Consider the following 15,781-nt stretch of genomic DNA (forward strand, 5'->3'; position numbering starts at 1 on the left):
GGAAGTATTTCAAATAACTTCAAAGCGGTAGTGCTACATTTTCAGAAAGACCATTGGCTTGTCGAGGTAATACTCGAAAAGCACTCGGAATCCGACGTAGAAGAAGCGCAAGACATCGTGGACGCAATGTCGATTTTCTTAGAGGATATACGAAGCGAACTGAGTGAACTTGCGAATTGCGCAATCCGCGTAAAAACAAAAGTGGCACCAAAGCGCAATTCATATATTTCGGCAGATCAAACGCGAATGGTATTTTGGCGGAAAGAAGACTAGCGGCCTAAAAATCTTCAACCGCCATCACACCTGGCAATGACTTAATCGCCCCCTTGATTTGCGGATTGACTGGGAACTCGACTCCCACATCGATCTCCACCTCACCCGGTAAATCCGTGTCCAACAGGTTGAACATCACGGGGCCACGCGGGCCGTTTTTCACGGCCTGACGCGCGCCATCCAGAACGCCTGCGATATTGGCGATGGCCTCTGAATTTTCTACAAATATTCGCAACCCAGCAGAGCCAGCATCCGCGACAATCGTATCAATCGGCCCGATGGATTTCGCCAGCAGTTTAAGTTGATCAGCCTCCATATTGGCCTCAACGGTTACAACAACCTTTGAACCTGTTTCCAAATGCTCGCGGCACTTTTCTAAGGTTTCAGAGAAAATTGTAATTTCATAAGCACCGGTCGGATCAGAGAGCTGCGCAAAGGCGAAGCGGTTGCCGCGCGCTGATTTACGTTCCTGGCGGCCAGACACCCGCCCCGCCAGCTTGGCAATGCACGGCCCTGAGCGCGCCTTATCCGTCAACTCATCCAGCGTTAGGATTTTCTTGCGCTTCAGCGCAGGCATGTAGTCTTCCAGCGGGTGGCCAGACAGGAAGAACCCAATCGCGCGGGCTTCTTCGTCAAGCTTCTCAGCCGGCAACCAATCTGCTGATTTGCTCAGGCGAGGCTCAGGTAAGTCGTCGCCTGCCTCACCAAACAAAGACACCTGATTGCTTTCTTTCTGCTCATGGATCGCAGCGGAATAATTTACCAGACCCTCAAGGCTTTCAAAGACTTTGCGGCGGTTTTTATCAAGCTGATCAAAAGCCCCGGACCGCGCCAGCATCTCAAGCGGACGTTTTCCAACTTTCTTCAGGTTCACACGTCGTGCGAAATCAAAGAGCGTGGCAAATGGCTTGTCCACGCCATCCACTTTGCGCCCCTCTGTCACCAAAGTCATCGCCTCAACACCCACGTTTTTCAACGCGCCCAGCGCATAGACAAGATGCTGATCGCGCACGGTAAAGGTCGCCTCCGACCGGTTCACACAAGGCGGGATGTAAGGCAGTTTGAGGTGTTTCTTCACCTCCTCAAAATAGACCGCCAGCTTATCCGTCAGATGGATATCGCAGTTCATGACACCGCCCATGAACTCGACGGGATGGTTTGCTTTCAGCCATGCCGTGTAATAGGACACCACCGCATAGGCCGCCGCGTGGGATTTGTTAAAGCCGTAGTTCGCGAATTTCTCTAGAAGGTCAAAGACTTCTGACGCCTTCTTGGCAGGCACGCCATTCTCCGCAGCACCTTTTTCAAACTTTGGACGCTCAGCATCCATCGCTTCTTTGATCTTTTTACCCATCGCACGACGCAACAAGTCCGCACCGCCAAGGCTGTAACCCGCCATGACCTGCGCAATCTGCATAACCTGTTCCTGATAAACGATGATGCCCTGCGTTTCGGCAAGGATATGGTCGATCAGCGGGTGAACGGATTCAATTTCTTTGACGCCGTTTTTGACCTCACAATAGGTCGGAATATTCTCCATCGGGCCTGGACGATAAAGCGCCACAAGCGCAACGATATCTTCGATACAGGTCGGCTTCATGCGCTTCAGCGCATCCATCATACCGGTGGATTCAACTTGGAACACAGCGACCGTTTTGGCCGAGGCATAAAGCTTATAGGTCGCGTCATCATCCAGCGGGATGGCGTTGATTTCATTCACCGCACCTTCCGGCGGATCATACAGCGTGGAGCCATCAGCCTTGGTGTGAATGTCGCGCCCTTCGCCATTGATCAGGTTCACGGCATTCTGCACAACTGTGAGAGTTTTCAGACCCAGAAAGTCAAACTTCACAAGCCCCGCTTGTTCTACCCATTTCATGTTGAACTGGGTGGCGGGCATGTCAGAGCGTGGATCTTGGTAGAGTGGCACCAACGCATCCAAAGGCCGGTCGCCAATCACAACACCCGCCGCGTGGGTCGAGGCGTTCCGCAGCAGACCTTCGACCTGCATGCCGTAGTTCAAGAGCCGATCCACAACGGGTTCCGCCTTGGCCTCATCCCGCAGTCGCGGCTCGTCCTTAAGGGCCTTTTCGATGGACACCGGCTTCACGCCTTCGACCGGGATCATCTTGGACAGGCGATCCACTTGCCCGTAGGGCATTTGTAAAACACGTCCCAAGTCGCGTACGGCCGCCTTGGACAAAAGCGCACCAAAGGTGATGATTTGCCCCACCTTGTCGCGACCATATTTATCCTGAACGTATTTGATCACCTCTTCACGACGATCCATGCAGAAGTCGATGTCAAAGTCGGGCATCGAAACCCGTTCTGGGTTTAGGAACCGCTCAAACAGCAGCGAATAGCGCAGTGGATCAAGGTCAGTGATCAACAATGCATATGCAACAAGGCTGCCCGCACCAGACCCACGTCCCGGCCCCACTGGAATGCCTTGGTCTTTGCTCCATTTGATAAAGTCCGCAACGATCAGGAAGTACCCCGGGAATCCCATACCCTCGATAATCCCGAGCTCGAAATCGAGCCGTTCTTGGTATTCTTCGACACTCACCGCGTGCGGGATACGCGAGAGGCGATACTGCAACCCCTCATTCGCAATCCGGCGCAATTCAGCGACCTCATCGTCGGCGAACTTCGGCAGGATCGGATCGCGCAGATAAGCTCCAAAGGCACAACGCTGCGCGATTTCCACCGTGTTCTCAATCGCTTCTGGAAGATCAGCAAAGAGCGTGATCATCTCCTGCGGAGACTTCAGATAGTGCTGCGCCGTCAGTTGCCGCCGCCCGTCTGCCTGATCCACATAAGCCCCTTCCGCAACGCAGATTAGCGCGTCATGGGCCTCATACATATCAGTCTTAGGGAAATAGACGTCGTTGGTGGCAACCAACGGAATGTCCATCGCGTAGGCCATTTCCACAAAGCCACGTTCGGACAGGCGTTCCGCCTCAGGTTTGCCGTCTTCGCCCGGATGGCGCTGCAATTCGACATACAGACGATCCGCAAAGATATCTTTAAATTCAGCCATCATGGCCTCAGCCGCAGGGCGTTGCCCCTGACGCAAAAGGCGGCCCATGGGGCCGTCTGGCCCTCCGGTTAAGCAAATCAAACCAGCGGAGTGCTTGCGCAGCTCTTCCATGGTGATCTGAGGCACTTCCTCAGGACGCGCCACATAAAGGCACGAGCTGAGTTTCATCAGGTTCTCATAACCCTCTTCGCGCTGACTGAGCAGCACAATCGGTGCGGGCGGCGGCGGGGCTGTTCGTCCGGTTGGATCATCATGAGGCATGTGCAGATCGACCTGACAGCCAATGATCGGTTGAATGCCTGCGCCCTTAGAGGTCACGGAGAACTCCAGTGCCGCGAACATATTGTTCGTATCGGTGATCGCCACCGCTGGCATGTCCATGTCGGCGCAAATACCGGGAAGTTTCTTAACCCGAACGGCCCCTTCAAGAAGGGAATATTCGGAATGGACGCGGAGGTGAATGAATCGGGCTTGGCTGCTCATGGCAGCAAGCTAACGCAGTGGGCCGCCTGATGGAATGACACTTCTGCGGCAATCTGCTATCCGCAAGATATCAGCCAGGGTCTTCAACAAGATGGTTAGCAACAAGGGGCATCCATTTGGCACGGACAAAAACCGGAGATAAAGGCGCTCAACTGCGTCGCGCCGCCCAAGAAGAGCTGGCGGAATACGGACTGGCCTCTGCCTCTGTGAACAGGATCGCACAGCGCGCGGGTCTCTCAGTCGGGACGCTTTATCGCTATTACAAAAATAAAGATGCAATTTACTGCGATGCTTACCTTCGACTGAAACGAGATTTAAGCGACAAGATGCTTAACGCCGCGACCCATGAAACAAGTTCTGAGCGGAAAATTCGCAGTGCCCTCAATAGCTTTTCGGATCATTTCCTAGAGCAAGCACAAGATGTGATCCTGCTGGAAGCTGTCGCAAATGCCTCGATTTTGACCGCCGAAGATCAGCAAACAGTCATGCAAATCGACGCCGAACTGTTCAAGTTGATAAATGCAGGCCTTGAGGATGGCACATTGAAACAAGCATCCCCTTTCGCCATTGCCACGATGCTTTTATCGCCACTGATCCACTCCGCACGACGCGCAGCCCTTAGCGACTCTCGGCAGGATTCGGAGCTTATCGCGGAAATTCAAGGATTGTGTTGGCGTTCGGTTGCTCTGAATGATAAATGAGCTCAAACTCATTATTATCTCCTCGGAGCTCCTATGCCAAAGTCTATCCTAAAACACCTGTCTGTCATGGCCCTGTCTGGCGCCACGATGCTGTCCGCAACAACTGCGATTGCCGAAATGACCGCTCAAGACATCAAAGACGGCTACAAAGCCAATGCCGCGCTCGCGCAGTTTTATCGCTGGTTCCAGTTTTACGAACGTCCACAGGGCGGGCTAGAAAATGCGCTCGACATACTGGCCGACGATGTTCATGTGCAGTCTTCACTCGGCGAAGCCAACGGTATCGGCGAATATAAAGCGCGTGTGGAAAGCCTGCCGGCGACATGGCAGAACAGCCATAAAATCAACAGCGTTGATGTGACAATCACTGTAGATGGCGCGGTGTCTTTGGCTGCCAACGTAACCTATCAAAACATCGGCGCCGCTGCCGATGGTGTGATTAGCCGTGCAGACCTGTCTTACGCTGTCACCTACGATGATGGGTCCGCTGCTTTGCCAAAAATCACATCGGTACAGATTACGAACAACGCACAAAGCGCCTCTGAAACCTATCATGATGCCTACCCTGAAAATCGTGTACGCAGCCTGGTGCATCGCTGGTTGACCATCATCGAAAATCCTGTACGTGACCCCGAAGGGTTCAAAGAAATTCTGGCGGCAAACCCAGAGATCAATTTCTCTTCTGGTCTGATCCAGGATTACGATGGCCTCGCAGCATGGCTGGCGGGCCCAGGTAGCCAAGTCGCTGCAAGCACTCATATCGTCAAGGATCTGACCGTCGCAGAAATCGAAGGCGGTGATTGGCAGACCGTTATGGTTTTTGACTGGGCAGGCCTCTTGCCAGACGGCACTGAACTTATCGCAAAAACCCAACATACTTGGGTTGTTGATAATGATGTGACAGAGCGCTTTGCACGCGTAAAATCCGTGAATGTCGAAGTTCTGGAGCCCTTCCGCCCGAAACAGTAAGACGAAATAACTGGGTCCCTTTGGTCATCGGAAAACCTTATTTTTGGTTGGATCGAAACCGAGGGGACCATCAAGTCTTTCAAAATTTACCAATAGATCAACAATTTACCTTTTGTGAACAGTCGCTTGCCCCACATCACGCCGCGCCTATTATTTAGGCCCTCAATTATCGACTGCTGAATTCTTACCCAAGTTTTCCTTGCCAGAGGGTATTTTCGCTCCCTATCCTTTCAAAACAAGAACAATGGGGAGCCGCGTTTTTTCTACGTCGCATCGAAGAAACGCATCACGGCACAATATATTGGTAAGGCGACGGGTTTTCTGAATGGATATCACGTTTCTTCTGAACGGAGAGACCGTGGACCTGAGCGATGCGCACCCGACAACGACGCTATTGCAATGGCTACGCGAAACACGCGGGCTGACCGGCACAAAAGAAGGCTGCAACGAAGGTGATTGCGGCGCCTGTTCTGTAGTGGTCACTGATGAATCAGGCATGAAGGCGCTCAACGCCTGTATTCTCTTTTTGCCGCAGTTGCATGGTAAAGCTGTGCGTACGGTCGAAGGTATGGCCGCCTCTGATGGCACCTTACATCCGGTACAGCAGTCCATGATCGACTGTCACGGCAGCCAATGCGGATTTTGCACCCCCGGATTTGTTACATCGATGGTGGCCGCCCATCATGAGGGCGCCAAAGACTGGGATGATCAACTGGCGGGCAACCTTTGCCGGTGCACAGGCTATGCCCCCATCATCCGTGCGGCTGAACAGGTAGAGGGCACGCCGGTTCCAGAATGGATAAAAGATCCGCTGCCAGCAGCAGATGAAATTCCGACCGACAGTATGCGGCCCCGCACCAGTCACGAACTTGCAACGCTTTATCAGGCCAATCCAGAGGCAACGCTGGTGGCAGGGGCGACAGATGTTGGGCTTTGGGTCACAAAAGGACTGAAGGATCTGCGGCCGATTATCTTTTTGGGACGCTGCACAGAGCTGCAAGAGATTTCTGAAAGCAAAACAGATCTCAAATTTGGCGCAGGTGTGGATATGAACGCCCTGCGCACTGTAATCACGCCCCATTTTGCAAGCTATGGTGAAATGCTGCGCAGATACGCCAGCACACAGATCCGCAATGCGGCTACTCTAGGCGGCAATATCGCAAACGGATCTCCGATTGGTGATAATCCCCCTGCGCTGATCGCGCTTGGCGCGGAGCTGACCCTTAGATGTGGTGAAACGCGGCGCACAATGGCCATCGAAGATTTCTTTATTGAATACGGCAAACAGGATCGCAAATCGGGTGAATTTGTCCAAAGCATCTCGATCCCGAAACAGCCCGATCGGCTGAAGGTCTACAAACTGTCCAAACGCTTTGATCAGGATATCTCGGCGGTGCTTGGCGCATTTTATCTGACCATTCAAAATGATCAGATCAGTGAAGCTCGTATTGCCTTTGGCGGTATGGCGGGCATTCCAAAACGCGCCTACCACGTTGAGGATGCATTGCGTGGACAAGCGTGGAACGAAGAGACCATCGCCAAAGCTTGGCCAGCTTGGGAGCGTGATTTCACACCCCTCAGCGATATGCGGGCCTCAGCGGCCTATCGATTGGACGCTGCGCGCAACATGCTCACACGCTATTTCTTAGAAGAACTTGGTGCGGCGACTTCGGTTCTGGAGGTCACCCCATGAGTGTTGCAAGCCCTCTGCCACAAGACAGCGCTGCTCTGCACGTCACGGGCCAAGCGCGCTACGTGGATGACATTCCAGTGCCTGTTGGCACATTGCATCTGGCTTTTGGCGTCTCAGCCATTGCACGTGGTGAGATCGCGGAAATGGACCTAACCGCCGTGCGCGACGCCGCTGGTGTAACATTGGTTCTCACTGCCGAAGACCTCCCATATGACAACGACGTCAGCCCGTCGGTACACGATGAACCGTTGTTAAGTGATCGGTCCGTGCACTACGTGGGACAGCCTTTGTTTTTGGTTGTCGCAGAAAGCCATATCGAAGCGCGCAAAGCCGCACGTCTGGCCAAGGTGCGTTATCGCGAAAAGACCCCAATTTTAACAATCGATGACGCCATGACCGCAGGCAGTCATTTTGAAGATGGTCCAAGAATTTGGAATATGGGTGAGGCTCAGACTGCCATCCGAGCGGCTCCGCATCGGGTGATCGACACGATTGAAATGGGTGGGCAGGAGCATTTTTACCTTGAAGGTCAGGCTGCATTGGCCCTCCCACAGGAAAATGGCGATATGGTCGTGCATAGTTCGACCCAGCACCCAACCGAAATCCAACATAAAGTGGCAGAGGCGCTTGGCGTACCCATGCATGGCGTGCGCGTGGAAACCCGACGTATGGGCGGTGGCTTTGGTGGCAAGGAAAGCCAAGGCAATGCACTGGCGGTATCAACGGCGATTGCGGCCTCGATCACAGGGCGCGCCTGTAAAATGCGCTATGATCGTGACGATGACATGATCATCACCGGTAAACGCCATGATTTTCGCATCCGTTACGATGTCGGCTTTGATGATGATGGCCGCGTTTTAGGTATCGATTTTCTGCAACTCACCCGCTGCGGTTGGGCGCAGGACCTGTCTTTGCCTGTCGCGGATCGCGCGATGTTGCATTCGGATAATGCCTATCAACTGGATCACATTCGAATTGAAAGCCACAGGTTGAAAACCAACACCCAATCCGCCACCGCTTTCCGCGGCTTTGGCGGCCCGCAAGGAATGTTGGGGATCGAGCGTGTGATGGATCACATCGCCCATCACCTTGGCAAAGACCCACTAGAAGTACGCCGGGTGAATTACTACGCCGACAAGGATGGAGGCCTACCTGCCCTTCCTGCAGGCGAGGCCGCAGACACATCCGCAGAGAGTCTTTCTGCAAAGGCGAATAAAACGCCATATGGTCAACAGGTGACAGATTTTGTGCTGCATGATCTGACCCAGAAACTGGCAGATCAAAGTGGCTATCAAGCGCGCAGAGATGCCATTTCTGAATGGAACAAAAACAGCCCTGTGCTCAAAAAAGGCATCGCGCTAACACCGGTGAAATTTGGGATCTCCTTTACGTTGACCCATCTTAATCAGGCTGGAGCTCTGGTTCATGTCTATCAAGATGGCTCCATAAAGCTGAACCATGGCGGTACAGAAATGGGCCAAGGGTTGAACCAAAAGATCGCTCAGGTCGCTGCCCAACGGTTCGGTGTCGCGATGGGCGCCATTCGTATTACGGCAACAGACACTGCGAAAGTACCCAACACCTCGGCCACAGCAGCTAGTTCTGGCAGTGATCTGAATGGAATGGCTGTGCGCAACGCCTGTGATTTGATCCGCGCCCGCATGGCGGATTTTCTGGCGGGCTATCATATGTGCAACGCAAGCGACGTCCAATTTGGCGGTGGTTTGGTGCATGTGGGCGAGGCCGTCATGACCTTCGCGCAGGCGGCAAAGCTTTGTTACGAGAACCGCATCAGCCTGTCTGCGACAGGGTTTTATAAAACACCAGATTTGAAATGGGACCGGATCGCCGGTCGAGGGCGTCCCTTTTACTATTTCGCCTACGGCGCGGCAGTCACCGAGGTGGTGATCGACACGTTGACTGGTGAAAACCGCATTCTGCGCGCAGATATCCTGCATGATGCCGGGGCTTCCTTGAACCCCGCTTTGGACATTGGCCAAGTGGAAGGGGCTTATGTGCAAGGCGCGGGTTGGCTGACCACAGAAGAGCTGGTCTGGGACGCAAAAGGCGCGTTGAAAACTCACGCGCCCAGCACCTATAAAATCCCGGCCTGTTCTGATCGGCCCGATATCTTCAACGTCGCCCTCTATCAGAATGAAAACAGCGAGCAGACAATCTATCGCTCAAAAGCTGTGGGCGAGCCGCCTTTCATGTTGGGCATCTCAGCATTGATGGCCCTTTCTGACGCGGTATCCGCCTGCGGGTCCCGCTATCCCAATCTGCAAGCCCCCGCCACATCCGAACAAATCTTGAAAGCTGTTCAGCGGGTGCAAGATGCTTGATCGCGAACACCTAACGACCCTGGTGTCCAAGAATGGCCCCTGCATGCGGGTGATAACTCTTGACGTGCAAGGCTCGGGTCCACGTGAGATTGGCGCGGAAATGCTGATATGGCCGGATGGCCAGTCGGGCACCATCGGTGGTGGCACACTTGAGTTTGAAGCCACAAAAACAGCGTTGGATCTTTGGGAAAAAGACAGCCCTCCTCGCGTGACGCGCCATCCTTTGGGACCAGCGTTGGGGCAATGTTGCGGCGGTGCGGTTACGCTTTTGACGGAGCAAATCGATCAAAAGTTTTTGGGCTCTCTTGATGACAGCGGCGTGCTTCTTCGACGCATTACAGGAGACAAACCTGTGCCATTTGGCATGCAGCGTCAGAAATCAAATGCGCGGGCTCAGGGAACCTTGCCTGAATTAACCTATCAAGACGGCTGGCTCATCGAGCCGCTGGCGGCCAAACAGCGCCCTCTCTGGATTTGGGGTGCAGGCCATGTTGGCCGGGCATTGGTGGATGTTCTGGCGCCATTGCCCGATATGGCCGTAACTTGGGTCGACACCGATCAAAACCGCTTCCCGGAAGATATTCCGCAATCTGTTACACAATTGGTTGCCTCTGACCCAACCCGCGTGGTTGCCCACGCGCCGAGCTTTGCAGAGCATCTGATCGTTACCTTTTCCCATGCCCTTGATTTGGGACTGTGCCACCACCTGCTACAGCATGATTTTGCATTCGCCGGTCTCATTGGATCAAAAACCAAATGGGCACGTTTCCAAAAACGTTTGACCGAATTGGGCCACGCAGCTGATCAAATTTCGCGCATCACCTGTCCGATTGGGGATCCATCTTTAGGGAAACACCCACAAATGATTGCAATTGGGGTGGCGGCCAAGCTATTGAGCCTACAACAAGAATGCACTGCCCATAGGGATAGAACTGCATGACCACACCGCTGCTTTCGCTCCAAGGGCTGACCAAGGCCTACCCCGGTGTCATCGCAAATGATGACGTGTCCTTTGACATCGCCGAGGGGGAGGTTCACGCGCTTTTGGGCGAAAACGGCGCAGGCAAATCTACTCTGGTGAAAATGATCTACGGCCTTGTGAAACCCGACAGCGGGGCCATGACATGGCGGGGTCAGGCCTTTGCACCCTCAGAACCGCGCGTGGCGCGCGCCAGCGGCGTCGCGATGGTATTTCAGCATTTCTCTCTGTTTGATGCCTTAGATGTGGCCGAAAACGTGGCGTTGGGAATGGAAAACCCGCCACCGATGCGCGATTTGGCGCGACGCATTCGCGAGGTTAGTGAAACCTATGGTCTGCCGCTCGATCCAGAGCGCACCGTTGGTGATCTTTCAGCGGGCGAACGCCAACGCGTCGAAATCATCCGCTGCCTTCTTCAGGATCCAAAGCTTTTGATCATGGACGAGCCGACATCGGTTCTGACTCCACAAGAGGTAGAAATCCTGTTTGAAACCCTTCGGAAACTGAAATCTGAAGGCACCTCAATCCTCTACATCTCACATAAGCTCGAAGAAATTCGCGCGCTTTGTGATCATGCAACCATCCTGCGCTTGGGTAAGAATGTCGGAGAATGTGTACCGGCAGAAACCTCGGCGCGTCAGATGGCAGAGCTGATGGTGGGCGACACCTTGCAAACGCCGACCCGCACGGCGCAAGACGACGGCGAAGAAGTATTGCGGGTTCAAAACTTGACCGCCGCCTCAGGCAGCCCGTTTGGCACATCATTGAAAGATATTAGCTTTTCAGTTCGTTCCGGTGAAATTCTCGGTCTTGGTGGCGTCGCAGGGAACGGACAGGATGAATTGCTTGCAGCACTTTCCGGCGAGCTGCTTACCAAGGCGAAAACCGTGCAGATTAACGGCGACGCTGTGGGCAATCTCGGCCCAAACCAACGTCGCGGCATTGGTACGCTGGCTGCGCCTGAGGAACGGCTGGGTCATGCGGCGGCCCCAAACATGAGCCTCGTCGAAAACGCACTGCTGACCGGGGCCATCCGTCAGGGCCTGACCAACAAAGGGTTTGTGAACTGGAAAGGCGCAACAGAATTTGCGGATCGCATCATTCGCAAATTTGACGTGCGCACCCCCGGCTCTGACCGTGCGGCCCGCGCGCTGTCTGGTGGCAACTTGCAGAAATTCGTGATTGGTCGAGAGGTCTTGCAAGACCCTGATGTTCTGATTGTAAACCAACCCACGTGGGGTGTGGACGCTGCCGCAGCGGCCGCGATCCGACAATCCCTGATGGATCTGGCTGCGGGTGGCGCGGCAATCGTTGTGATCAGCCAAGACCTTGATGAGCTTATGGAAATTTCAGATCGCTTTGGGGCCTTAAACGAAGGCCGCCTTTCTGACCTGCGCCCAACCGCAGGGCTGACCATCAATGAAATCGGCCTGATGATGGGCGGGAGTCACGGCATGGAAGAGGCCCATATTCAGGAGGCAAACGCATGATCCAGCTGGAGAAACGCCCGCAACCGAGTCAGTTCTGGTCGCTCTTCACCCCGGTCATTGCGGTTGTCGTAACCATGATTGCAGGTGGGCTGCTCTTTGCGGCGCTGGGTAAAAACCCAGTCGAGGCCATCCGTACGATTTTTTATGACCCACTCTTTGGCGAATTCTCCTTCTATTACCGCCCACAGCTATTGGTGAAAGGCGGCCCGCTGATCCTGATCGCTATCGGCCTAAGCCTCGGTTTTCGCGCGGGTATCTGGAATATTGGCGCAGAAGGGCAATACATCCTAGGAGCTATTTGCGGCGCGGCTGTCGGACTGGCGTTCTATCCGCTCGACAGTGTCATCGTCTTCCCGTTGATGATCCTTGCTGGCCTTCTGGGCGGTATGCTGTGGTCAATGATCCCGGCCTTACTCAAGGTGAAATTTGGCACCAATGAAATTCTTGTGTCGTTGATGCTGGTCTATGTGGCCGAGCAACTTCTGGCCTCTATGTCATTGGGCTTGCTTAGAAACCCCGAAGGGCATGGCTTTCCGGGCAGCCGAAACTTTCAAGATTACGCAAGTGGTCACAACGCGGAAATCCTCGCAGGCACGGGCCTGCACTGGGGGGTTGCCGCAGCTTTCATCGCTGTGATCTTTGCCTATATTCTGCTGAACAAACACATCTTAGGCTTTAACATTCGCCTCACTGGCGAGGCCCCGCGTGCGGCGCGTTTTGGGGGAGTAAACCCAACCCGCCTGACCATCCTCTGCATGGGTATGTCTGGTGCGCTGGCTGGGCTTGCGGGACTTTTCGAAGTCTCTGGTCCCTCGGGCCAAGTCAGCATCGATTTTAACGTCGGTTACGGGTTCACCGCGATCATCGTTGCCTTTTTAGGCCGCCTGCATCCCGTCGGCATCTTGTTGGCAGGTCTTTTAATGGCGCTTACGTATATCGGCGGCGAGATCGCGCAGGCAAACCTTGGCCTGCCAGCTGCCGCCATTCAGGTCTTCCAGGGCATGCTCCTGTTTTTCTTGTTGGCGCTTGATCTTCTCTCCAACTTCCGCATCCGCCTTGCCACGAAGGGAGCCGTATAATGGACCTCTCAGCCATCAGCCCCACCCTTCTGATTGCCTCACTCATGGTGGCAGCCACCCCTCTGTTGCTCGCTGCAATTGGCGAGCTTGTTGTGGAAAAAGCAGGCGTCCTGAACCTTGGCGTTGAAGGCATGATGATCGTCGGCGCGGTTTGCGGCTTTGCGGTTTCTGTGGAAACTGGATCACCTTATCTTGGCATTCTCGCTGCTATGGCGGGTGGCGCCATCCTATCGATGCTCTTTGCCTTTCTCACCCAGTTCGCTTTGGCCAATCAAGTAGCGTCAGGGCTTGCGCTTACGCTGTTTGGTTTGGGTTTATCGGCCCTCATGGGACAAGGGTATGTAGGGATCAAACCGCCCCCAATGGCCACTTTAGACATTCCGGTCCTATCTGATCTGCCTTTTGTGGGACGAGTTCTATTCGGTCATGACATCGTGCTCTATATGGGGCTCGCTCTGACAGCAGCCGTTTGGGCTGTCCTGAAATACTCCCGCGTTGGGCTGATCCTGCGCGCCGTGGGTGAAAACCACGAAGCCGCGCATTCTCTAGGGTACAATGTGATCCGCGTACGCATTCTGGCGATCCTCTTTGGCGGGGCCTGTGCCGGTCTAGGAGGGGCCTATATCAGCCTTGTGCGTGCGCCGCTTTGGGTGGACGGTATCACAGCAGGTGTGGGTTGGATTGCTTTGGCGCTCGTCGTTTTTGCCAGCTGGAAACCATGGCGTGTCTTACTAGGTGCCTATTTATTTGGCGGTATCAACGTCTTGCAATTAAATCTTCAGGCCGCGGGTGTTGCCATCCCGGTCGAATACTTGGCAATGTCGCCATATCTGATCACCATCTTGGTGCTTGTTATTCTCTCGGCTGATAAAAGCGCGGCACCCGCTTCGCTTGGCCGACCTTTCCATGCTTCACACTGATCTGCCAATCAGATGAACCGTGAGGCCAAAATGAAACCAACAGGGGGGAACCCAAAATGAAATTCACCAAACTTCTGGCCACGGCAGCGGTCACCATGGGCCTTGCCACAAGCGCCATGGCGGAAAAAACCAAAGTCGGCTTTATCTACGTTGGCCCAGTGGGCGACGGCGGCTGGACTTATGAGCACGACCAAGGCCGTAAAGCTGTTGTTGCAGAGTTCGGCGATCAAGTCGAAACTGTGTATCAGGAAAACGTGCCAGAAGGCGCGGATGCAGAGCGTGCCATCACTCAGATGGCCCTGCAGGGTGCAGACCTGATCTTCACCACCTCCTTTGGGTACATGGACCCAACCATCAACGTTGCGAAGAAATTCCCGAAGGTGAAGTTCGAGCACGCAACGGGTTACAAAACGTCTGACAACGTCTCTGTTTACTCAGCACGCTTCTATGAAGGCCGCGCGGTTCAAGGCCACATCGCGGGCAAAATGACCGAAAGCAATGTCATCGGTTACATCGCATCCTTCCCGATTCCTGAAGTAATCCGTGGCATTAACTCTGCCTACATTCACGCAAAACGCGTGAACCCTGACGTGCAGTTCAAAATCATCTGGGCCTACACTTGGTTTGATCCAGCGAAAGAAGCGGATGCAGCCAAGGCTCTGATCGAGCAAGGCGCAGACGTGATCCTGCAGCACACAGACTCCACAGCGCCTCAGGCGGCTGCACAAGCGGCCGGCAATGTTGTGACCTTTGGCCAGGCGTCTGACATGGGTGAATACGCTCCGTTCCCACGTGTGTCTTCCATCATCGATGACTGGGCGCCTTACTACATCGCGCGTACCAAAGCTGTCATGGACGGCACATGGGAAACCGCGAACACTTGGGACGGTATCGGCGCTGGCATGGTTGGCATCGGCGAAATCTCTGACCGCGTTCCTGCGGACGTGAAAGCCGAAGCTCTGGACATGGTCGCGAAACTGGCCTCTGGCGAGTACCACGCTTTCACCGGCCCGATTAACAAGCAAGACGGCACACCTTGGTTGGCTGAAGGTGAGACAGCGGATGACGGCACACTGGCTGGCATGAGCTTCTACATCGAAGGCATCGAAGGCGACGTACCGAACTAAATCCGGTTTCATTGCGCACTTATGGAAGGCCCCGCCCACAAGCGGGGCTTTTTTCATGACGCAGCGTTGCGTCTCTTTGCCATGTTCAACTGATGTGTCGCCTGACAATACTAAGAAGCGACAGACGAATAGGACACCAGATGATCTCATCCCCTGCCCCGCGTGATTTCACCCCTCGCTGCCCAGATTGGGAAGCCAAAGTCCGCGGCAGCTTTGCAAAACAGAATGCAATGAAAACGATGGGCATCGAAATCGCAGACCTGACCCCTGGCGCAATGACCTTGTCTATGCCCTTTAATACGGACTTTACCCAGCAGCATGGGTTCTTACACGCAGGCGTCGTAACCACTGCTTTAGACAGCGCCTGTGGCTATGCAGCGCATTCATTGATGGAGGATGACGCATCGGTTCTTTCCGTCGAGTTCAAAAGCAACTTCTTGTCCCCTGCGAAAGGCGACGCGTTTGTTTTTAAAGCCACAGTGGTCAAGTCAGGCCGAACGATTACCGTCGCAGAGGCTGCCGCTTACGCGATCTCTGGCGGAACTGAAAAACTGTTTGCCACAATGACAGCCACATTGATGGCCATTCAGGACCGCCCTGATGTGAAGGAATAACGGCGCATCTTGCCATCCAAGTCGCGCGCCTTCACGATAGAGTCACATTCGCTCTTTATGACATCCACACT

Annotated in this window: 11 protein-coding genes; 10 read left to right on the forward strand and 1 reads right to left on the reverse strand. The window is 54.2% G+C overall.

The features are described from left to right. Positions 1–277: 277 nt before the first annotated feature. Positions 278–3,796, reverse strand: a complete 3,519-nt coding sequence (gene dnaE / locus JXQ85_RS15070; RefSeq protein WP_421749771.1) for a DNA polymerase III subunit alpha — start codon at positions 3,794–3,796, stop codon at positions 278–280. Positions 3,797–3,912: 116 nt separating this feature from the next. On the opposite strand from dnaE, the gene JXQ85_RS15075 reads away from it, so the two are divergent. The 10 genes from JXQ85_RS15075 to JXQ85_RS15120 all read left to right on the forward strand — a co-directional run bounded on the left by JXQ85_RS15075 (position 3,913) and on the right by JXQ85_RS15120 (position 15,710). After that, positions 3,913–4,497 (forward strand): TetR/AcrR family transcriptional regulator, encoded by a 585-nt coding sequence (locus JXQ85_RS15075; protein ID WP_421749772.1) that lies wholly within the window; start codon positions 3,913–3,915, stop codon positions 4,495–4,497. Positions 4,498–4,530: 33 nt separating this feature from the next. Further along, positions 4,531–5,466, forward strand: a complete 936-nt coding sequence (locus JXQ85_RS15080) for a hypothetical protein (protein WP_421749773.1) — start codon at positions 4,531–4,533, stop codon at positions 5,464–5,466. 325 nt (positions 5,467–5,791) lie between these two features. Then, complete coding sequence (gene xdhA, locus JXQ85_RS15085; protein WP_421749774.1) at positions 5,792–7,159, forward strand: xanthine dehydrogenase small subunit; 1,368 nt, start codon at positions 5,792–5,794, stop codon at positions 7,157–7,159. Further along, positions 7,156–9,501 carry a xanthine dehydrogenase molybdopterin binding subunit gene (gene xdhB, locus JXQ85_RS15090; RefSeq protein ID WP_421749775.1) on the forward strand — a complete coding sequence of 782 codons (2,346 nt, stop codon included), beginning with the start codon at positions 7,156–7,158 and terminating at the stop codon, positions 9,499–9,501. Before xdhA ends, xdhB begins: the two co-directional genes overlap by 4 nt. Next, complete coding sequence (gene xdhC / locus JXQ85_RS15095; protein WP_421749776.1) at positions 9,494–10,441, forward strand: xanthine dehydrogenase accessory protein XdhC; 948 nt, start codon at positions 9,494–9,496, stop codon at positions 10,439–10,441. Before xdhB ends, xdhC begins: the two co-directional genes overlap by 8 nt. Further along, positions 10,438–11,970 carry an ABC transporter ATP-binding protein gene (locus JXQ85_RS15100; protein WP_421749777.1) on the forward strand — a complete coding sequence of 511 codons (1,533 nt, stop codon included), beginning with the start codon at positions 10,438–10,440 and terminating at the stop codon, positions 11,968–11,970. Before xdhC ends, JXQ85_RS15100 begins: the two co-directional genes overlap by 4 nt. Beyond that, entirely contained in the window at positions 11,967–13,049 is a 1,083-nt protein-coding gene (locus JXQ85_RS15105) for an ABC transporter permease (RefSeq protein WP_421749778.1), read from the forward strand. The genes JXQ85_RS15100 and JXQ85_RS15105 overlap by 4 nt, the downstream gene beginning before the upstream one ends. Beyond that, a complete protein-coding gene (locus tag JXQ85_RS15110) occupies positions 13,049–13,969 on the forward strand; it encodes an ABC transporter permease (RefSeq protein ID WP_421749779.1) in 921 nt (306 codons plus the stop codon). Before JXQ85_RS15105 ends, JXQ85_RS15110 begins: the two co-directional genes overlap by 1 nt. Positions 13,970–14,025: 56 nt before the next feature. Continuing rightward, on the forward strand, positions 14,026–15,096 hold the full coding sequence (locus JXQ85_RS15115) for a BMP family ABC transporter substrate-binding protein (RefSeq protein WP_421749780.1): 1,071 nt from the start codon (positions 14,026–14,028) through the stop codon (positions 15,094–15,096). A 140-nt stretch (positions 15,097–15,236) separates the two neighbouring features. Then, positions 15,237–15,710 carry a PaaI family thioesterase gene (locus JXQ85_RS15120; protein ID WP_421749781.1) on the forward strand — a complete coding sequence of 158 codons (474 nt, stop codon included), beginning with the start codon at positions 15,237–15,239 and terminating at the stop codon, positions 15,708–15,710. Positions 15,711–15,781 lie beyond the last annotated feature (71 nt).

This window comes from Cognatishimia sp. (assembly GCF_049116455.1).
GTDB lineage: Bacteria > Pseudomonadota > Alphaproteobacteria > Rhodobacterales > Rhodobacteraceae > Cognatishimia.